The sequence below is a fragment of the Leisingera sp. ABM4_060 genome, assembly GCF_056158765.1.
The window spans coordinates 284,811-303,255 of record NZ_JBSWTX010000001.1 but is presented as its reverse complement, the minus strand read 5'-3'; the positions used below and the strand labels follow the sequence as shown (position 1 = coordinate 303,255).

Below are 18,445 nucleotides of genomic sequence, written 5' to 3'. Positions count from 1 at the left end.
GGAGGGAGGATAGCAGTTTTGCGGCGGGTTTTCAGCCGGAGGGGTGGTGGATGGGCGGAACCGGCGGAGGTTGGCGCATCGGGTGAGGCGGGTTTTGGCCGGGGCGGTCCACATCGACCTACTTAGCCGCAACGGGGTAAGCACCAGAAGCAATTGTGGGCACCACAGAACAACCCTAACAGCTCAACACTCGCTGCCGCGCAACAGTCAGTACCGCGCATCTCGAATTAACACTCGACAAAAGGTCACCTCATCGCGCAGAGTCACCACTAGGTTGAAACAGGTACACTCAAGTTTTCAAACACCACAGGTTAGTCCACCACGATGCCAAATCGAATTGATAGTTTTGATGACGTAACCATCCTCAGACTGTTCGGCGCGCAAGCCGCCGAAGACGAAAAAGCAGAGCGCTTAAAAAACTACTTCGTCAAGAACAAGTCTTATGAGAGACTCAAGGCCGACATCCCTCTTCGGCTGGTTGTTGGCCACAAAGGAATTGGCAAAAGCGCTCTATTAAAAATTGCCTACTTAGAAGATGTAGAGGACGACATCTTAGCGATTTGGCTACAACCTAATGATATTGCTCGTGCCTGGTCAGTGGATGGCTCGTTCGTCGATCGAGTCGAAGCAATCAAACAAAACGTTCTGAATATAATAGCGGAAAAATCCCTGGATGCACTGGACGTTTTCGGACGAAAAGTAGAAGACAACATAGCTCTTTCAAGCGTCCGCCATTTATTTTCATTTGTTGTTAGCAAACTAAAAGAGCAAGGAGGGCCTTGCCTTGATAGCGAAATCACCTCACGCTTCCTACAAAACAAGATCATCAGAATATATATCGACGATATCGATAGAGGCTGGTCTGCCACTGAAAAAGACATTCAAAATATCTCCGCCTTAATTAATGCCGCACGTGACTTGCAAAACGAAGACGAACGCCTTCAATTTCGCCTGGGGATACGAACTGACGCCTACAACCTTGTTAGAAGTGACAATGAGTTTGGGGACAAGTTTGACCCCTACAAAATTGAAGTTCGATGGACCAACCATGACATTCTTGTCGTAATGGCAAAGCGGGTTGCGGACTATTTTGAAATAGATGTTTCGGCAGACGAACTACTACGCATGAAGCAAAATGACATTGCTCGCTACTTTGAACCTGTTCTCGTCGAACGATTTGAAGGTGCTGGACACTGGTCGAATGCTCCCATTCACAAAGTACTTTTGTCGCTGACAAGAGAGCGCCCAAGAGACTTGGTCAAACTACTTTGGGGCGCAGCCCAAAAAGCGGAATCCCAAAGCAGCCCCAAGATATACACCATTCACCTGACAGACAGTTTCCCTGAGTATTCCAAAGGAAGAATTTCAGACTTGATTTCAGAATTCAGAAGCGAACTTCCAGAAATTGAAAGAGTCCTATACTCGATGAAACCCACTGCCAAAGAGGTCAAAGAAAAGGAAAAGAAGTTTCTTTACACGAACGACGAACTCATAGCTAAGCTCAATGGGATAGCAAAAAATCAAAACATCTTTTTCAAAAATGGATCAAAAGCAACAGGCCAAAAACTAGCAGAGTTTCTATTCAAGATTGATTTTGTCGTCGCTCGCAGAGACGAAGAAAACATAGTTCGCAGGTATTATTACAGCGATCATAGCAAACTTCAATCCAACTATACTGACTTTGGCTTTAAGTGGGAAGTCCACCCAGCTTATAGATGGGCTTTAAACCCCATTGGAGTTACGGAGCTTTTAAAGTCCATCGAGCTATGATCAAGAAGTAGCTACGGGGCACCTACAATCGCCACCCACATATTTTTTGGAAACACTCGGCAGTATTCCCAGACAGCAGAACAGTACCGGGCGGGCACGCAACCGGCAGCCAACCGCTTCAGCCCGCGCGCCCTCGAAAATGGCCAGCTTCAGCTGTCCATTTTGAGGGCGGAAATGAACGCCTCTTGCGGGATATCCACCTTGCCGAACTGGCGCATCTTCTTCTTGCCCGCTTTCTGCTTGTCCAGCAGTTTCCGCTTCCGGGTGGCGTCGCCGCCGTAGCATTTCGCGGTCACGTCCTTGCGCAGGGCGGAGAGAGTCTCGCGGGCGATCACCTTGCCGCCGATGGCCGCCTGGATCGGGATCTTGAACATGTGGCGGGGAATGAGGTCCTTCAGCTTTTCGCACATGGCGCGGCCGCGCATTTCGGCCCGGTCGCGGTGGACCATGGTGGAGAGCGCGTCGACCGGCTCGTCGTTCACCAGCACCGACATCTTGACCAGGTTGTCCTGGCGGTAGCCGGTCATCTGGTAGTCGAAGGAGGCATAGCCCTTGGTCACCGATTTCAGGCGGTCGTAGAAGTCGAAGACCACCTCGTTCAGCGGCAGGTCATAGACCGCCATGGCGCGGGAGCCGGCATAGGTGAGGTCTTCCTGAATGCCGCGGCGGTCCTGGCAGAGCTTCAGCACGTCGCCGAGGTATTCGTCGGGCACCATGATGGTCGCCTTGATGCGCGGCTCCTGGATGTGGTCGACCTTGGAGGGGTCGGGCATGTCGGCGGGGTTGTGCAGCTCGATCATCTCGCCGGGCTCGTTGTCCTTGCCCTTCATGTAGATGTGGTAGATCACCGAGGGCGCCGTGGTGATCAGCTCGATGCCATGCTCGCGCTCGATCCGGTCGCGGATGACTTCGAGGTGCAGAAGGCCCAGGAAGCCGCAGCGGAAGCCAAAGCCCAGCGCGGCGGAGGTTTCCATTTCGAAAGAGAAAGAGGCGTCGTTCAGGGCCAGCTTGTCGATGGCGTCGCGCAGGTCTTCGAATTCCGCGCTGTCCACGGGGAAGAGGCCGCAGAACACCACCGGCTGCGCGGGTTTGAAGCCGTCCAGCGCCACTTCGCAGCCGTTGCGGTCATTGGTGATGGTGTCGCCGACGCGGGTGTCGCGGACCTGTTTGATCGAGGCGGTGAGGAAGCCGATCTCGCCTGGGCCCAGGCTGTCGACCATCTGCATCTCCGGGCGGAACACGCCGACGCGGTCGACGTGGTGCAGGGTGCCGTTGGACATGAACTTGACGCGCATGCCCTTCTTCAACGTGCCGTCCATGATGCGGACCAGAACGATCACGCCGAGGTAGGCGTCGTACCAGCTGTCCACCAGCATGGCCTTCAGCGGCGCGTCCAGCGTTCCTTGCGGTGCGGGCAGTTCGGTGACGATGCTTTCCAGCGTTTCGCGGATGCCCTGGCCGGTCTTGGCCGAGACCTGAATGGCGCCGGTGGCGTCGATGCCGATCACATCCTCGATCTGCTCTGCCACCCGGTCGCAGTCGGAGGCCGGCAGGTCGATCTTGTTCAGGACGGGCACGATCTCATGATCCGCCTCGATCGCCTGATAGACATTGGCCAGCGTCTGCGCCTCGACGCCCTGGGTGCTGTCGACAACCAGCAGCGAGCCTTCGACCGCGCGCATGGAGCGGGAGACCTCATAGGCAAAGTCGACGTGGCCGGGGGTGTCGATCAGATTGAGCACATAGGTTTCGCCGTCGTTCGCAACATAGTCGATGCGCACGGTGTTGGCCTTGATGGTGATCCCGCGCTCGCGCTCGATGTCCATCGAGTTGAGCAGCTGCTCCTTCATATCGCGGTCCTTCACCGTGCCGGTCTCCTGGATGAGCCGGTCGGCAAGGGTGGATTTCCCGTGGTCGATATGGGCCACGATGGAGAAATTGCGGATCTTTGAGAGCTCAGTCATGGTGAGGCATATGATTTGGAATCACGTATTGGTCAAGCGGGCGCATCGAGTCCGCGTAAGATAATCAAAAACAGGGCATTTGGCTTGGATAACTTGAGTGCGTTCTCAAACTTTGAGCAACTAGAGGAGTGGCTAAGAGATCAACCAGCTTCAATGTGGCAGGCGATGTCTGGGAGAGCCTCATTACGCAGCCTACCGGCCGTTATGGCAGCGGTCGAAGCACAGCTTGGCCAGACGACTGGTTCTCACATCCTGTTGCATTGTCTGTGGGCGACTCTACGCAGCTTAACCTTCAGTAAGTTTTCCATCGAAACTGACCTAAACTTACAGCGCCCGCTCCTAGATAAATTAAAGAGTATGAACCGGTTAGCGGCTCCTATCACTGGGCTTCAAGAAGCAATTTTGGCGGCTACATTTCCACTAATCTCAGGAATGCAATCAGAAAACGCCTTGTGGGCGCTAGATCACTCAGCAAAGTCCGTCGGCTTCATCCATATCGGCGCACTCTTTGCGACGCCTGATAGCCCTATTGACCAGTCGCCAGCGTTTTTTGCCGCCAATGTTACGCTTACTGCGGATGCTCAGAACACCAGAGGCCATACGTCTGTTGAGTTGCTAAACTTACCGCTTTGGACGCGTGAAGACTACTCTCAGCTTGCACTGGAATTGTGGGAAAAGTTTAGAACCCTGCATGGAAAGAGCCCCATTTGGTCCTTTTGGTGCAATTGGTACCAAGGCTTCCTAGATGGCAAGCCTCTCGATTGGGAACTTCAACGCCGAGTTGCCTTGATCGACGACGCAATCTGGGACGCAGGCCCCGAAGCCGTCGCCGCCGAAATCGAGCGCATCAGGGCAGAGATGCTCTCCGAAAAGCTGCCGATGGCCGAGACCATCGAGCTGAACCCGGATACCGGCAAGTTCCGCGCGGTTCCGCTCGACATCGCCAAGCCAAGCCTGCTCGCGGCCACCCTCACCCGGGTTGAGGATACGCTTGAAGACGTGCTTGCCAGCCCCTCCAACGGGCTGCACGAACGATCACGGGAGGTTCGCGATCTGCGCCGGGCCGTGGCCAAATACGGCAATGATCCGCAGCAAATCGAAATGGGTTTTGTCAGCGCTTACAAGTCGCTTACACGGCAAATTCTGAATGATGACCTGCCGCCTAGCGAAGAAAACCTGGCTTTGCAGGATGCCCTGGAAGAAGGCGCGAGGGGGATCAGGGCCACGCACCCGGACGTCGCTGCAAACCGCAAGATACTGTCTGAACAGGCAATCCGCGAGCTTCCCGAGACTGCGGCGGAGCAACTCAGGGAGGCACTTCCTGAACTGGTGGCAATCTCCGATCCAGAGCTGGCAGAAGACTGGCAGCATGATATTCCGCAGCTGATAAACGATGCGACACTCCCTCTACCCTCCGGCGCGCCGGCGCTGCCAGGTGCCGACGAGGCAACCAGGATTTTCAGCCGCGCTGCAAAGATCAGTCTGCTGCTGAAAGCAAGCGAGGTTGTCCACAAGATCGACGGGAGTGCGGGCTACAAAGGCGCCCGCATTGTTCTTACAGTGGCGGGCCTGGTTACTTTGGGACTTGCTATTTTTTAACCCACCCGCCCGGCGGCACGCCGGGCCGCGCCTGACCTTCCCCACGGGAAGGCGCGATGCGCCTCCCCAAGGTCAGGCGCCGCCCTCCGCGATTTGTCACTCCGGGTACGCCCCTGCCCTCCCCGCCCCTCCCAAACGCCGCAAATTCTCCGCTCTCCCTGCGCAGGTCTCCGAAATGCGCTATACTCGCCCTATTCCGCGAAACGCGCAGACCTCTGGTGGGAGTCACGAGCAAAGGAGGACAACCCGCATGGATGCCATCAAAGCCAGTGAATATGCCCGCGCGCTTTATGCCGCGCATGGCGACAAGGCCGAAGCGGAGGCCGCACAGAAGATGCGGGCCTGCGAAGAGGCCGGCAAGGACGATGAAGCGGCGGACTGGAAAGCCGTGCGCCAGGCCGTGCGCGCAATGCGCGGGCCGAACCAGGCCTGAACAACGGCCCTGAAAACTGCAGGGCTGGAGGGCCGCCGGCGCGGCGCTCCAGCCCGCGTGATCCTCCCGTTCACCATGATTGAAACGCAGCCCCGCTTGCGCCATAGTGCGGGCAGTTCCGCGGGCGTCAGACCCGCTTTTTCAAGATACGGGGCTCGAGCCAGATGAAACTCCTCCTCACCGCGGCGCTTTGCGCCGGAACCCTGGGCCTGATGGCGCCGGTTCAGGCAGAGGCCGGCGCGATTGAGCGCGCCTGCCGCCAGTCGGACCGCAATGCCGCCACGCCGTCCTTGTGCAACTGCATCCAGAAAGTGGCCAACCGCAGCCTGTCGCGGGCCGAGCGCAAGACCGTCTCGAAATGGTTCGGCGACCCGCATCAGGCGCAGGTGGTGCGGCAGTCCTCCAACCGCAGCGACGAGCGGCTGTGGGAGCGTTACAAGCTGTTTGGCGACCGCGCCGCCCGCACCTGCGGCTGAGCCCGGACAGGTTTTGATCGATATCCAGGGCGCCCTCCCCGGGCGCCTTTTTTCCTGATTTGATGCATTTTCTCTGCGGCATTTTCGCAGGCAGCGGCGCAGCGCGTTTTGTCCCCTTGACCGGCCCGCCGCTTGGCTGAAAAAACGGCGTAAGCTATTGGAGCAGTTCATATGTTGATCAAGGGCGTTTCCTTACGCGGGCTGGAAGTGTTCGAGGCTTTGGCCAAGACCGGATCGGTGGCTCAGGCGGCAGAGATGACGGGGCTGAGCCAGCCTGCGGTCAGCCAGCAGATGCGCAACCTGGAGAAGGCGCTGGACAGCGAGCTGATCGACCATGGCCGCCGCCCGATGGTGCTGACGCCCGCCGGGCGCAGCTTTCTGGCCCGCACCGAGGCGGTGCTGGGCGAGCTGCGGCTGGCCCAAAGCGAGCTGACGGTGATGGATCTGACCCATCTGCAGGCGCTGTCGATCGGGATGATCGACGATTTCGACAATGATCTGACACCGCGGCTGGCAACTATTCTTGCGGATAGCCTGACCCAATGCCGGTTCAAGATGATCACCGCCTCCAGCCATGACATCGTGCGCGCGATGGAAGCGCGCGAGCTGCATATCGCAGTGGCCGCCACCGCCGGGGGGCTGCACGAGGGGCTGGTGGAATATCCGCTGGTGCGCGACCCGTTCATCCTGGTGGCCCCCAAGGGCGCGCTGAGCGACGCAGCCCGGGCAGCCGAGCAGCTGCGCGACCTGCCTTTCCTGCGTTATGCCCGCGAGCAGCTGATTTCGCAGCAGATCGAGGGGCTCCTGGCGCGGCAAAAGCTGGAATTCGAGGACCGCTTCGAGGTCGGCTCGCATCTGGCGCTGATGGCGATGGTGGCGCGGCGGATCGGCTGGGCCATCACCACGCCGCTGGGCTATATGCGCGCGGGCCGCTTCCACGGCGAGATCGACGCCTTCCCGCTGCCCTTTGGCGAGATGTCCCGCACGATCTCCCTGTTCACCGCGGCCGATTGGGCCGACCGGGTGCCGCGCGATGTGGCGGAGACGGTGCGCCGCTTGGTGCAGAGCCAGATGATCGACCCGGCGGTGCAGCAGATGCCGTTCCTGGCGGGTGGCTTCCGGGTGATTGCAGAATAGGGTCTGAACCCTTCAGAGCGCCGCCTTGAGCCCCTTGGCAGCCTGTTCTATCAGATCCAGGCAGCCGTCGAAATCGCGGGTGTAATAGGGGTCCGGCACGTGATCGGCACCGGAGTCGGGCGCGTATTCGGTGAACAGGCGCACCGGGGTTCCGCTGCCTGCGGGACGCAGGGCTTCGATGTTGTCCAGATTGCTGGCATCCATGGCGATGATCAGGTCGAAGCTGTTGAAATCACCGCGCTGGAACTGGCGCGCGCGCAGGTCCGAGATGTCCAGCCCGCGCGCCCGCGCCGCCGCCTGCATCGGACCATAGGGCGGCTCTCCCACGTGGTAGGACGCGGTGCCGGCACTGTCGGTTTCCACGTCCGGGCAAAGCGCGCGGAACACGCCTTCAGCGGCCGGCGAGCGGCAGATGTTTCCTAGGCAGACAAACAGAATACGGGTAGGCATTGGGTCATGGCTCCTGCTGGACAGGGGCAGTGATAGGAGGTTCCGAGGCTTTGGGAAAGAGGACTGCGGGAAAGAGCGCGAAGATCGTGATCCTGACCGGCGCCGGGATTTCTGCTGAAAGCGGGCTCGGCACTTTCCGGGATGAGGGCGGATTGTGGGCGCAGCACCGGATCGAGGACGTGGCAACGCCGGAGGGCTTCGCGCGCAATCCGGACTTGGTGCACGGGTTCTACAATGCGCGGCGCAGGCAGGCGGCGGGGGCGGCGCCCAATGCGGCGCACCGGGCGCTGGCCCGGCTGCAGGCGGAGCACCCCGGCGAGGTGGTGATTGTCACCCAGAACGTCGACGGCCTGCATGAGGCCGGCGGCGCCCAAGCCGTGCTGCATATGCATGGCACGCTGGCAGGCGCGCTCTGTGCCGCTTGCAGCCACCGCTGGACAGCACCGATGGAAATGCAGACCGGCCAGCCCTGCCCCGCCTGTGCGGCGCCGGCAGGCCGCCCCGACGTGGTCTGGTTTGGCGAGATGCCGTATTTCATGGAGGAGATCTATGCCCATCTGGCCGGGGCGGATCTGTTTGCCGCCATCGGCACCTCGGGCGAAGTCTACCCCGCCGCAGCCTTTGTCGATGAGGCGCAGCTGGCCGGCGCCCATACGGTGGAATTGAACCTGGAGCCGTCGGCCACCGCCTCCCGCTTTGCAGAGCGCCGCTTTGGCCCGGCCAGCGAGATTGTTCCGGGCTGGGTGGCCGAGCTGCTTACCTAGCCTCAGGCGGCAAAAAGCCCGCCACAGGGGCGGGCTTTGGGCGCGAAGGAGGGCTGCGGCGCAGTCTGACGCCGCGCCCGCCCTGTCCTGCGGTTTTAGTTGGAGTGGCCGGAGTGATCCGTGCTGCCGTGGCCTTCGGCCTTGCGCTCCAGATCCACCGGGATCTCGATCTCGACCTCGCCGGCTTTCTCGAACACCAGCGTCACTTTCACCACATCGCCATGGTTCAGCGCCTGTTTCAGGCCCATGAACATCACATGGTCGCCGCCGCGCTGCAGCATATGGGTGGCGCCGGCGGGAACGGCAAAGCCTTCCTCCACATGCATCATCTTCATGACGCCGTCATCGCCTTCCTTGTGGGTATGCAGCTGCACCCGCGCCGCCACATCAGAACGCACATCAATGAGCTGATCATCGGCTGCGCCCTTGTTCATGATCTGCATGAAGGCGGCCCCGGCCTTTGCGGTGGGCGACGAGACGCGCGCGTATTGGCCGTGCACCATGATCATGGCATCGCCTGCAAAGGCGGAAGTGGCAAAGGCGGCAGCAGCCGCGGCTGCAAAGACAACAGACTTCAGGGACATGTTCTGTCTCCTCATACTTGGGTTTTCAATTTTCAGATGGGTATGGGGGCCGGTCAGGCGGCGGCTGGCGGCGCCCGGGCGGTGGCCTGCAGGACATGCTGCACCGTGGCCAGGGCGGCCCGCTGACCGGCCGGCGCTGCGCTGCAGACCGCAACCGGCAGCACCAGCCCCGCGGGCTGCACCACCGCATCCAGCACATGCATCACGCAGTCGGGGCAATTGTGCGGCGGTTTGACCGGCTGGCCCTCGTTATCCACATAGACAACCACCGCGCCAGTACCGGTGCAGATCACCATCCGGCCTGCGGCGTCACGCTCCCCCTGCCGGGCGGCAGCGCTGTGCGCCGTCAGGGCGACAGTCAGGGCCAGGAACAGGCCAAGGAATATGCGCAGGGCGTGCATCATCACCGGCAGGTATGCCCACAAGCCAAGCCGCCTGCAAGGCGCAACCCTGCGGCAGATTGCGCAAACGCAAACACCGCGCAGAGTTGCCTCTGCGCGGTGTGTGTAATCCGATCCGGTGAAGGGATCAGGCCAGGATTATCAAGCCTGTGCGGCTTGTGCCTTGGCGATCTCTTTCTTCACTTTCAGCGCGGTGGCCGACAGCTCTTCGTCCTTGGCTTTGGCCAGGAACGCGTCCAGGCCGCCGCGGTGGTCGACGGAACGCAGAGCAGCTGCGGAGATGCGCAGCTTGATGCCGCGGCCCAGAACTTCGGACTGCAGGGTCACGTCGTTCAGGTTGGGCAGAAAGCGGCGCTTGGTTTTGTTGTTGGCGTGGCTGACATTGTTGCCAGTCATCGGGCCTTTTCCGGTCAGTTCGCAACGGCGCGACATATCATCATCCTTCGTTTTTTGGTGGCTCCGGCAGTCCGGCGCCAAATCACAAGGGGCGCCGCCATTGGCTGCGCCCGAAAACTGGTCCGCTGCTCTTACGCTCAACCGGCAACAGCGTCAAGTGATTCAACTCAGCTTTCTTGCGGGCCTTACTGCCCCTTTTCCAGGGCCGCCGCAAGCCTCTCCAGACCGGCATCCGCAGCCGCCCCAAGCTGCGGCCGGCCGCGCTGGCGGGCCACCCGCGCCAGCTTCTGCCAATAGGTGCGCGACAGGCGGCGGCGCTGCCGGTGCAGGTCCAGCACCCGCGCCGCGTTCAGCGGCCCGTCGCGCAGCAGCGTTTGCAGGTCCCAGAAGCTGCCGCCCTCGCGGATCACCTGGCTGGCCGGATGGCCGCCGCAGGACAGGCGGCACAGCTGCAGGTCCGGGAACACCGCCTGAATGAACCGCGCGTGGTTCAGGTCCATCTTGCGGAACGGGTCGAACAGCACCACCCCCTGCACGTCATGGCGGCCATAGCGCACCAGATCGCCGAGTGCTGCATCAAAGGCCTTTGCCTCCTTGCGGCGCCGGTCATGCGGCACTGCGCCTTGGGCAATGGTGTATTGCGGCGAGACCGCGATCAGCCGTTTCAGATGCAGGGCCGCGGAGAACCGCAGCGCCGCGTAGCCGCCCATGGAAAACCCCATGGCGGAGACGTCGCTGTAGCCCTTGGCCAGATCCTTCAGGCTGCGCGACAGCGCCCTGGTCTCGCTGTTGATGTACCAGTCATTGTTGCGCGGCTGGATATGCAGATGCGCATAACCGTGGCCGGTCATGTTTCTGACCGGGCCGCGGTCTTCGAATTCCCCTGCGGCAGCAACCCGCTGACGGAAAGTCACAAACAGCCGCTCCGCGCCCGGGTTGAACAGCGAGGCACGCAGCTTTTCGCCGTCAAAGACCCGGGTTTCCTGCATCGCTTCAGCCTTTCAGGTGGTCCTGCAGCATCTGCTGCGCCGCCGCCGCGGGGGTCAGAGCGCCCTTGGCCACCTGGGTGGACAGCTCTGCCATTGCGGCCTGGGCCGCGCCCGTGTGCAGCCGGGCCAGCAGCGCCTGGCGCACCTCCTGGTCGAACCAGTAACAGGACTGATCCGCCCGGCGGCGGTCCCAATGGCCGTTTTCGCGGCGCCATTCGGTCAGCGCCTGCATTTCCTCCCAGGCCTGCTCCAGCCCGTGCTCTTCCACCGCCGAGACCATCAGCGCCTTGGGGAAGCCCTCCGGGTCCTGCGGGCGCTTGCGCAGCAGCCGCAGCGCGCCGGCATAGTCGGCGCAGGTGCGGGTGGCGACGGGTTTCAGCGGCCCGTCGGCCTTATTCACCAGGATGAGGTCGGCCATCTCCATGATGCCGCGCTTCACCCCCTGCAGCTCATCGCCGCCCGCAGGCGCCAGCAGCAAGAGGAACAGGTCCGACATCTCTGCCACCACGGTTTCCGACTGGCCGACGCCGACGGTTTCGATCAGCACCACGTCAAAGCCTGCCGCCTCGCACAAAGCAACGGCTTCGCGGGAGCGGCGGGCGACGCCGCCCAGGTGGCTCTGGCTGGGGGACGGGCGGATAAAGGCGTTCTTCTCGCGGCTCAGACGTTCCATCCGGGTCTTGTCGCCGAGGATCGAGCCGCCGGAACGGGCCGAGCTGGGGTCCACCGCCAGCACCGCCACCCGCAGCCCGAGGCCGGTCAGCAGCATGCCGAAGCTTTCGATGAAAGTGGATTTGCCGACGCCGGGCGTGCCCGACAGGCCGATGCGCAGCGACTGGCGCTTGTGTTTGGCCAGACCCGACAGCAGTTCGCCCGCCTTGGCGCGGTGATCTTCGCGGCCGCTTTCCACCAAGGTAATCGCGCGGGCCAGCGCCCGGCGGTCGCCGTCGAGGATCTTTTGTGTCAGCTGTTCGGTGTCCATGCGCGTCTTCCTGTCGTGTTGGGCGGACCTTGGCGCAAGCCATGCCGCAAAGTCCAGCCCCTGCCGTCTGGCGGGCACCCTACATCAGCAGGCGGTGCAGGAAAGGCGGCAAATCCGCCGCGGTTGGTGCGGTTTGCGCAGCGAAAGAATGGCGATTTGGCGCCGGAGAACCAAATTGCTACTGCGATCTACCGCCCGGCGGCACCGCCGGGCAGCGCCCGTCCGCCCCCACGGGCGGGCGCTTTGCTTCCCGCCCTCGGACGGGCGCTGCCGTAAGTGGAGATTTCAAAGGCAGTTATCACAGACACACTGCTAGACCTCCCGCCCCCCTTTGGCGATAAGGCGGCATGACCAGATTGCCGATCGAAGACGCCCTCCCCGAACTGCTGGACGCCCTGCGTACCCGCGGCCGTGCCGTGCTGCAGGCGCCGCCAGGTGCGGGCAAGACCACCCGGGTGCCGCTGGCAATGCTGGAGGCCGGCCTCACCCAGGGCCGCATCGTGATGCTGGAACCCCGCCGCCTCGCCGCCCGTGCCGCGGCGGAGCGGATGGCGGAGACTCTGGGCGAGAAGCCGGGCCAAACCGTCGGCTACCGGGTGCGCGGCGATGCCAAGACCTCCAAGACAACCCGGATCGAGGTGGTGACCGAGGGCATCCTGACCCGGATGCTGCAATCGGACCCGGACCTGCCCGGCGTCGGCGCGGTGATCTTTGACGAATTCCACGAACGCTCGCTGAACGCCGATCTGGGGCTTGCTTTGTGTTTGGAGGTGGCAGGCGCCTTGCGCGATGACCTGATGCTGCTGGCGATGTCGGCGACGCTGGACGCCGGGCCGGTGGCGGCGCTGATGGACGCGCCGATGGTGACCTCTGAGGGCCGCAGCTTTCCGGTGGAGACGCGCTGGCTGGACCGCCCCCTGCCCGCTCAAGGACGGCGTGTGGATGCGCTGGTGGATCTGGTGGTGCAGGCGGAGAGAGAGACAAAGACTACAGGCGGCGGCATTCTGGTGTTCCTGCCCGGCGAGGGCGAGATCCGCCGCGCGGCGGGCGCGCTGGAGAAACGCCTGCCCGGCCATTGCCATATCCGGCCCCTGTTCGGCGCGCTGCCCTTTGCCGAGCAGCGCGCAGCGATCCAGCCGGAACCGCAGGGGCGCAAAGTGGTGCTGGCGACCTCGATTGCCGAAACCTCGCTGACCATTCAGGACATAAGGGTGGTGGTGGATATGGGCCAAGCGCGGCGCGCACGGTTTGATCCCGGCTCCGGCATGTCGCGGCTGGTCACAGAAAAGGTGACCCGCGCCGAGGCCACCCAGCGCCAGGGCCGCGCGGGCCGGGTGGCAGAGGGCATCTGCTACCGGCTGTGGACCAAGGGCGAGGAAGGCGCGCTGATGGCGTTTCCGCCGGCTGAGATCGAAAGCGCCGACCTCACTGCGCTGGCGCTGGAGCTGGCGCTGTGGGGCGCCGCGCCGGAGGACCTGATGTTCCTGACCCAGCCGCCGGCGGGCGCGATGGCAGAGGCGCAGGCACTTTTGCACATGCTGGGTGCCTTGGATGCGCAGGGGCGGATCACTGGCCACGGCAAGGCGCTGGCCGCCCTGCCGCTGCATCCGCGGCTTGGGCATATGCTGCTGCAGGCAGGCCCCGAAGCCGCACCGCTGGCGGCGCTCCTGGGCGAACGCGATCCGCTGCGCGGCGCGCCTGCGGACCTTTCGTTGCGGATGAAGGCGCTGCGGGACCCCAAGGGATTTCAGCGCGGTCACCCGTACCAGCTGAACCGGCCCGTCGTGGAGCGCATCAAGAGCGAGGCGCGGCGGCTGGAGAAACAGGCAGGCCGCCGCGATGCGGGCCTGTCTGCCGCGGCAATGGCAGCGCTTGCCTATCCCGACCGCGTGGGCCAGCGCCGCAAGGGAGATAACCCGCGGTTCGTGTTGTCCGGCGGCAAGGGCGCCATTTTGGACGGCGGCGACACGCTGGCAGGCGCGCCGTTCATCGTGGCGCTGGATACCGACGGCAACCCGCGCGAAGCGAAGATCCGCATGGCGGCGCAGATCCCGCAAGGCGAGATCCGCGAGCTGTTTGCCGGCCAGATCGCCTGGCACGACAGCTGCGATTGGTCCAAGCGCGACCGCCGGGTGGTGGCGCGTCAGCAGGAGCGGTTCGGTGCCGTGGTGCTGGACGACCGGATCTGGAAAGACGTGCCGCCGGACGCGGTGGCCAAGGCAATGCTGGACGGGGTGCGCGACCTGGGCCTGCGGCTGTCAGGAGCCGCAGCGAGGCTGGCCTCGCGGGTGGAGCTGGTGCGGGCGGAAGGCCATGGCCTGCCGGACTTCTCCCTTCCCGGCCTGACGGAAACGCTGGAGGAGTGGCTGCTGCCGATGCTGGACGGGGTGAAATCGGCCGAGGACTGGAAACGCTTTGATCTCCTGCCCGCGCTCAAGGCAGCCCTCAGCTGGGACCAGACCCAGCTTTTGGACCGCGAGGCGCCGGGCAGCTTTGTCACCCCTTTGGGCCGCAAGATCCCGATCGACTATGCGCTGGAGGTGCCGGAGATCTCGGTCCGCCTGCAAGAGCTGTTCGGTGTCAGCCGCCACCCTTCCGTAGGCGGTGTGCCGCTGAAGATCACGCTTCTGTCGCCGGCCCAGCGGCCGATCCAGATTACCCGCGACCTGCCCGGCTTCTGGGCGGGGTCTTATGCGGATGTGAGGAAGGACATGCGGGCGCAATACCCCAAGCATCCCTGGCCCGAGGACCCCACCGAAGCCGACCCGACGCTGCGCGCAAAACGCCGCAAGTAGCGGACCGCAGCGGGCCGCAGGCGCGCTGCCCGGCCCAACGGCTGGCGGCGCATCTTTGATGCGGCGGCCAGCGGGCGGGAGCCCCGGCCTGCGCGCCGGGCCGGCCGCAGCCCCTGCCTTGCAACCCCGGCCGATCAGGCGTAGATTCCGGCACTTACATATAAAACACGGGATCAACCCCAACAACGAAGGCAGACACCCCATGACAAGCCCCCTGTCCCGCGCCTGGGAAGCGATCATCAAACCGATGCTGCAACGGCCCGCCCGGGTGCAGGTTGCGGCCCTGTGCAGCCGTTCCGGAACGGACGGCAAGGAAGTGCTGATGATCACCAGCCGCGGCACCCGCCGCTGGATCCTGCCCAAGGGCTGGCCGATCGAAGGCATGGACGGGCCGGAATCGGCGCTGCAGGAAGCCTGGGAGGAAGCCGGGGTCAAGGCCGCCAGCATTTCGCCGCAGCCGGTTGGCGAATACCATTTCACCAAGCGCCACGACAACGGCACCGAAGAGCCTGTCACCACGCTGATTTTCGAGGCCGAAGTGGAGCAGCTTGAGGATGATTACCCGGAATCCTCCGAGCGCACCCGCCAGTGGATGAAACCGGCGGACGCGGCCACCCTTGTGGATGAGCCCGAGCTGCAGGACATCCTGCGCCGTTTGTAAAAGTTCTGTGACATTTTCATGTCAGAAGCTTGATCCGTTTCCTGAGCGGGGGTAGGCGCGTGCGCAGACCCCGGAATCAGGAATGCATCGATGAGCCACGAAGATCAGCGACCGCAATGGAGCACGCTGGATAAGGATCTGAACAGGATCTCCCAGCTCGAACTGGCCACAACCTATGCCTCCCGCCCGCTGGTGGCGCCGGGCATCGCGCTGGCCTTCATCGTGCTGGCGGGCCTTGCTGCCGGCGTCTTCTTCGGCGGCTCGGCGATGAGCATGGTGGTGATCGCGGCGGCCGCATTCGGCGCCTATATGGCGATCAACATCGGCGCCAATGACGTGGCCAACAACATGGGGCCGGCGGTGGGCGCCAATGCGCTGACCATGGGCGGCGCCATCGTGATCGCCGCTGTCTGCGAAAGCGCCGGCGCGCTGCTGGCGGGCGGCGATGTGGTCTCGACCATTTCCAAGGGCATCATCGATCCCGCCGCGGTCTCCAGCAGCAGCATTTTCATCTGGGCGATGATGGCGGCGCTGATCTCCTCGGCGCTGTGGGTGAACCTGGCCACCTGGGTCGGGGCACCTGTTTCCACCACCCACTCCGTCGTGGGCGGCGTGCTGGGCGCCGGTGTGGCCGCCGCAGGCACCGCCGCGGTGAACTGGCCCACCATGGGCAAGATTGCCGCCAGCTGGGTGATCTCGCCGGTGCTGGGCGGGGTGATCGCCGCGCTGTTCCTGGCCTTCATCAAGGCCAAAATCATCTATCAGGACGACAAGATCGCCGCCGCGCGCCGCTGGGTGCCGGTGCTGGTCGGCATCATGGCCGGCGCCTTTGGCGCCTATCTGGCCCTCAAGGGCCTGAAGAAGATCGTCAAGATCGACCTGCAGACCGCACTGCTGATCGGTGCCGCCGCCGGTGCGCTGGCCTATGTCATCACCGCGCCGCTGATCAAGCGCCAGTCCGAGGGCATGGAGAACCGCAACAAGTCGCTGAAGGCGCTGTTCGGCCTGCCGCTGGTGATCTCTGCGGGCCTGTTGTCTTTTGCCCATGGCGCCAATGACGTCGCCAATGCGGTCGGCCCGCTGGCCGCCATCGTGCATGCCACCGAGTTTGGCGATTTCGCCTCCAAGGTGGCAATCCCGACCTGGGTGATGGTGATCGGCGCCTTCGGCATCTCCTTCGGCCTGTTCCTGTTCGGCCCCAAGCTGATCCGCATGGTCGGCAGCCAGATCACCAAGCTGAACCCGATGCGCGCCTATTGCGTGTCGCTGTCCGCCGCGATCACCGTGATCGTCGCCAGCTGGCTGGGCCTGCCGGTCTCCTCCACCCACATTGCCGTGGGTGCGGTGTTCGGCGTCGGCTTCTTCCGCGAGTGGCACATGGAGCGCCGCCTGAAGAAATCCGCCGCAGGCCGCCCGCCGGAAAAACGCATCGCGCCGGAAGAACGCCGCCGCCGCAAGCTGGTGCGCCGCAGCCACTTCATGACCATCGTGGCGGCCTGGGTGATCACCGTGCCCGCCGCAGCGCTGCTGTCCGCGGTGATCTACCTGCTGCTCAACACCTTTGTGAGCTGATAGGTTCCGAAGCCGGAACAAAGACCCCCGCGCCATCCGGCTGCGGGGGTCTTTCTTTGACTTGCCAGCGGCCCTCTAGAACCGCTCCACCCAGGGCCGCAGCACCAGTTCGTCACTCCAGGCGGAGCGGTGCTGGTTGATCAGGTGCATGTATTCCTGCGCAATGGCATCGGGGTCCAGCATGCTGTCGGGGCTGTCCGCCGCCTCCACCCGCTCAGGGCGGGCAGCATTGCGGATGCCGCCGTCGATATTGACCCAGGCCACATGGATGCCCTTGGGGTGCAGCTCCCGCGCCATCGCCTGCGCCAGCCCGCGCTGCGCAAACTTGCCCATGGCAAAGGGCGCCGATTGGGCAAAGCCCTTGACCCCGGCCGAGGCGCCGGTGAACAGGATTGTACCGCGCCGCCCTTCGGCGGGCTGCTGCGCCAGCATCCGCCTGGCCGCCGCCTGCCCCAGCAGGAAGGCGCCATGGGCGGTGACCTCCACTGCCTTGCGGACCGCCTCCGGATCCAGCTCTGCCAATGGCCCGCGCACCCGGGCCGAGGGGTTGTAGCAGGCGACGCGTAAATCGCCCGGCAAGCCCTCCACCAGCCGGGCCATCCCCGCCGTATCGGTGCCGTCCAGCTGGTGCAGCTCCGCGCCGGTCTCCGCCGCCAGCGCCTCCAGCTTGGCGGTATTGCGCGCGCTGAGGTGCAGCGCATAGCCCGCCCCCGCCAGCGCCCGCGCAAAGGAGGCCGACAGCCCCGCCCCTGCCCCTGCGATCAGGGCAACTGGTTTTGATGATGTCTGTGCCATGGCAAGGCCTCCGCTGTTCCGACATTAGAAAGCTGGCGGCAAAGGGGATCTGGTTCAAGAGGCGAGAGCGCCGCCGCACCCAAGCAAAAGACGGCTTACCTGCCCCCGTTCTCTGCTGGCGCGCGCTGCAAATCCCCGGCTTTCTGCGGGGATTTCAGCACTATCGGCACAACAGGTGCGCCATCGCTGGCAAGGGCGTGTTGCATGAACACCGGTGTATCCGCAGGGATAAGTGTTTCGCTGCGGGCCGTTTCCAGAAAAATGTGTTTGCTGTTTTCCGGGCTGATCTCAAGCCAGCCGGGGTCATCCAGCGTGCCGCTGAACAATCCCACCGCCCCCGTAAAGCGTTCGAAGGTTTGAAACAGCTTGGTGCCGCAGGTGCCGCAAAAATTGACCTGTATTTCCTTGCCGCTGCCCTCCGAGACATGAGTGAAACTCCTGGGCGCGCCTTTGCACAGCTTGAAGTCTGCCGAGGCAAAGGCCGGTTGAACCATATAGGCGGCACCGGTGGAGCGCTGGCAAAACGTGCAGTGGCACATGGTCACTCTGGCAGGCTGGCGGGCGATTTCGTACCGGATCGCACCGCAAAGACAGCCACCTTGGGTTCCTGGCATGGACGTATCTCCTGTCATTGGGATCAAGTACAGTGCAAGGCAGGGCCAGGACGCGAATGCGGA

General features: G+C 63.2%; 18 protein-coding genes. 9 read left to right on the top strand and 9 right to left on the bottom strand.

Going from position 1 to position 18,445, the window contains the following annotated elements:
* Positions 1-324 precede the first annotated feature (324 nt).
* Positions 325-1,770 carry a P-loop ATPase, Sll1717 family gene (locus ACXAEH_RS01370; RefSeq protein WP_475030702.1) on the top strand — a complete coding sequence of 482 codons (1,446 nt, stop codon included), beginning with the start codon at positions 325-327 and terminating at the stop codon, positions 1,768-1,770.
* Between the two features lie 149 nt (positions 1,771-1,919).
* On the opposite strand, the gene lepA is transcribed toward ACXAEH_RS01370, so the two are convergent.
* Positions 1,920-3,734 carry a translation elongation factor 4 gene (gene lepA, locus ACXAEH_RS01365; RefSeq protein WP_475030701.1) on the bottom strand — a complete coding sequence of 605 codons (1,815 nt, stop codon included), beginning with the start codon at positions 3,732-3,734 and terminating at the stop codon, positions 1,920-1,922.
* A gap of 432 nt (positions 3,735-4,166) precedes the next feature.
* On the opposite strand from lepA, the gene ACXAEH_RS01360 reads away from it, so the two are divergent.
* The 4 genes from ACXAEH_RS01360 (at position 4,167) to ACXAEH_RS01345 (ending at position 7,379) form a co-directional block, all read left to right on the top strand.
* Positions 4,167-5,333: a hypothetical protein gene (locus ACXAEH_RS01360; RefSeq protein ID WP_475030700.1), complete on the top strand. Its 1,167-nt coding sequence runs from the start codon at positions 4,167-4,169 to the stop codon at positions 5,331-5,333.
* Positions 5,334-5,583: 250 nt separating this feature from the next.
* Positions 5,584-5,766 carry a hypothetical protein gene (locus ACXAEH_RS01355; protein ID WP_039132816.1) on the top strand — a complete coding sequence of 61 codons (183 nt, stop codon included), beginning with the start codon at positions 5,584-5,586 and terminating at the stop codon, positions 5,764-5,766.
* Between the two features lie 164 nt (positions 5,767-5,930).
* Positions 5,931-6,242 carry a hypothetical protein gene (locus tag ACXAEH_RS01350; protein ID WP_475030699.1) on the top strand — a complete coding sequence of 104 codons (312 nt, stop codon included), beginning with the start codon at positions 5,931-5,933 and terminating at the stop codon, positions 6,240-6,242.
* A 171-nt stretch (positions 6,243-6,413) separates the two neighbouring features.
* Positions 6,414-7,379 (top strand): LysR family transcriptional regulator, encoded by a 966-nt coding sequence (locus ACXAEH_RS01345; protein WP_475030698.1) that lies wholly within the window; start codon positions 6,414-6,416, stop codon positions 7,377-7,379.
* A gap of 12 nt (positions 7,380-7,391) precedes the next feature.
* Here the strand turns inward: ACXAEH_RS01345 and ACXAEH_RS01340 are convergent, their stop codons facing one another.
* Entirely contained in the window at positions 7,392-7,829 is a 438-nt protein-coding gene (locus ACXAEH_RS01340) for a low molecular weight protein-tyrosine-phosphatase (protein WP_475030697.1), read from the bottom strand.
* Between the two features lie 50 nt (positions 7,830-7,879).
* Here ACXAEH_RS01340 and ACXAEH_RS01335 point away from each other — a divergent pair, with 50 nt between their 5' ends.
* Positions 7,880-8,593, top strand: coding sequence for an NAD-dependent deacylase (locus ACXAEH_RS01335; protein ID WP_475030696.1), 714 nt, complete (start codon positions 7,880-7,882; stop codon positions 8,591-8,593).
* Between the two features lie 95 nt (positions 8,594-8,688).
* On the opposite strand, the gene ACXAEH_RS01330 is transcribed toward ACXAEH_RS01335, so the two are convergent.
* From ACXAEH_RS01330 to meaB, 5 genes are all read right to left on the bottom strand, one after another.
* Positions 8,689-9,177: a copper chaperone PCu(A)C gene (locus ACXAEH_RS01330; protein WP_475030695.1), complete on the bottom strand. Its 489-nt coding sequence runs from the start codon at positions 9,175-9,177 to the stop codon at positions 8,689-8,691.
* A 53-nt stretch (positions 9,178-9,230) separates the two neighbouring features.
* Positions 9,231-9,581, bottom strand: a complete 351-nt coding sequence (locus ACXAEH_RS01325) for a DUF2946 family protein (RefSeq protein WP_475030694.1) — start codon at positions 9,579-9,581, stop codon at positions 9,231-9,233.
* A 138-nt stretch (positions 9,582-9,719) separates the two neighbouring features.
* Positions 9,720-10,010 carry a 50S ribosomal protein L28 gene (gene rpmB, locus ACXAEH_RS01320; protein ID WP_039159598.1) on the bottom strand — a complete coding sequence of 97 codons (291 nt, stop codon included), beginning with the start codon at positions 10,008-10,010 and terminating at the stop codon, positions 9,720-9,722.
* Positions 10,011-10,159: 149 nt separating this feature from the next.
* Positions 10,160-10,963, bottom strand: a complete 804-nt coding sequence (locus ACXAEH_RS01315; RefSeq protein ID WP_475030693.1) for an alpha/beta fold hydrolase — start codon at positions 10,961-10,963, stop codon at positions 10,160-10,162.
* A gap of 4 nt (positions 10,964-10,967) precedes the next feature.
* Complete coding sequence (gene meaB / locus ACXAEH_RS01310) at positions 10,968-11,945, bottom strand: methylmalonyl Co-A mutase-associated GTPase MeaB (RefSeq protein WP_475030692.1); 978 nt, start codon at positions 11,943-11,945, stop codon at positions 10,968-10,970.
* Between the two features lie 347 nt (positions 11,946-12,292).
* Here meaB and hrpB point away from each other — a divergent pair, with 347 nt between their 5' ends.
* The 3 genes from hrpB (at position 12,293) to ACXAEH_RS01295 (ending at position 16,973) form a co-directional block, all read left to right on the top strand.
* A complete protein-coding gene (gene hrpB / locus ACXAEH_RS01305; RefSeq protein ID WP_475030691.1) occupies positions 12,293-14,740 on the top strand; it encodes an ATP-dependent helicase HrpB in 2,448 nt (815 codons plus the stop codon).
* Between the two features lie 202 nt (positions 14,741-14,942).
* The gene (locus ACXAEH_RS01300) at positions 14,943-15,401 is read left to right on the top strand and encodes an NUDIX hydrolase (RefSeq protein WP_475030690.1); all 459 of its coding nucleotides are present in this window, start codon (positions 14,943-14,945) and stop codon (positions 15,399-15,401) included.
* Between the two features lie 90 nt (positions 15,402-15,491).
* Positions 15,492-16,973, top strand: a complete 1,482-nt coding sequence (locus ACXAEH_RS01295) for an inorganic phosphate transporter (protein WP_475030689.1) — start codon at positions 15,492-15,494, stop codon at positions 16,971-16,973.
* Between the two features lie 75 nt (positions 16,974-17,048).
* Here the strand turns inward: ACXAEH_RS01295 and ACXAEH_RS01290 are convergent, their stop codons facing one another.
* Both ACXAEH_RS01290 and ACXAEH_RS01285 read right to left on the bottom strand, forming a co-directional pair.
* A complete protein-coding gene (locus tag ACXAEH_RS01290) occupies positions 17,049-17,768 on the bottom strand; it encodes an SDR family NAD(P)-dependent oxidoreductase (RefSeq protein ID WP_475030688.1) in 720 nt (239 codons plus the stop codon).
* 95 nt (positions 17,769-17,863) lie between these two features.
* Complete coding sequence (locus tag ACXAEH_RS01285) at positions 17,864-18,382, bottom strand: GFA family protein (RefSeq protein ID WP_475030687.1); 519 nt, start codon at positions 18,380-18,382, stop codon at positions 17,864-17,866.
* Positions 18,383-18,445: the final 63 nt, after the last annotated feature.

What these genes read in the sequence shown, in the direction of transcription:
- ACXAEH_RS01370 (WP_475030702.1), top strand. Translation starts at nt 325, where the DNA reads ATGCCAAATCGAATTGATAGTTTTGATGACGTAACCATCCTCAGACTG.
- lepA (WP_475030701.1), bottom strand. Translation starts at nt 3,734, where the DNA reads ATGACTGAGCTCTCAAAGATCCGCAATTTCTCCATCGTGGCCCATATC.
- ACXAEH_RS01360 (WP_475030700.1), top strand. Translation starts at nt 4,167, where the DNA reads ATGCAATCAGAAAACGCCTTGTGGGCGCTAGATCACTCAGCAAAGTCC.
- ACXAEH_RS01355 (WP_039132816.1), top strand. Translation starts at nt 5,584, where the DNA reads ATGGATGCCATCAAAGCCAGTGAATATGCCCGCGCGCTTTATGCCGCG.
- ACXAEH_RS01350 (WP_475030699.1), top strand. Translation starts at nt 5,931, where the DNA reads ATGAAACTCCTCCTCACCGCGGCGCTTTGCGCCGGAACCCTGGGCCTG.
- ACXAEH_RS01345 (WP_475030698.1), top strand. Translation starts at nt 6,414, where the DNA reads ATGTTGATCAAGGGCGTTTCCTTACGCGGGCTGGAAGTGTTCGAGGCT.
- ACXAEH_RS01340 (WP_475030697.1), bottom strand. Translation starts at nt 7,829, where the DNA reads ATGCCTACCCGTATTCTGTTTGTCTGCCTAGGAAACATCTGCCGCTCG.
- ACXAEH_RS01330 (WP_475030695.1), bottom strand. Translation starts at nt 9,177, where the DNA reads ATGTCCCTGAAGTCTGTTGTCTTTGCAGCCGCGGCTGCTGCCGCCTTT.
- ACXAEH_RS01325 (WP_475030694.1), bottom strand. Translation starts at nt 9,581, where the DNA reads ATGATGCACGCCCTGCGCATATTCCTTGGCCTGTTCCTGGCCCTGACT.
- rpmB (WP_039159598.1), bottom strand. Translation starts at nt 10,010, where the DNA reads ATGTCGCGCCGTTGCGAACTGACCGGAAAAGGCCCGATGACTGGCAAC.
- ACXAEH_RS01315 (WP_475030693.1), bottom strand. Translation starts at nt 10,963, where the DNA reads ATGCAGGAAACCCGGGTCTTTGACGGCGAAAAGCTGCGTGCCTCGCTG.
- meaB (WP_475030692.1), bottom strand. Translation starts at nt 11,945, where the DNA reads ATGGACACCGAACAGCTGACACAAAAGATCCTCGACGGCGACCGCCGG.
- hrpB (WP_475030691.1), top strand. Translation starts at nt 12,293, where the DNA reads ATGACCAGATTGCCGATCGAAGACGCCCTCCCCGAACTGCTGGACGCC.
- ACXAEH_RS01300 (WP_475030690.1), top strand. Translation starts at nt 14,943, where the DNA reads ATGACAAGCCCCCTGTCCCGCGCCTGGGAAGCGATCATCAAACCGATG.
- ACXAEH_RS01295 (WP_475030689.1), top strand. Translation starts at nt 15,492, where the DNA reads ATGAGCCACGAAGATCAGCGACCGCAATGGAGCACGCTGGATAAGGAT.
- ACXAEH_RS01290 (WP_475030688.1), bottom strand. Translation starts at nt 17,768, where the DNA reads ATGGCACAGACATCATCAAAACCAGTTGCCCTGATCGCAGGGGCAGGG.
- ACXAEH_RS01285 (WP_475030687.1), bottom strand. Translation starts at nt 18,382, where the DNA reads ATGCCAGGAACCCAAGGTGGCTGTCTTTGCGGTGCGATCCGGTACGAA.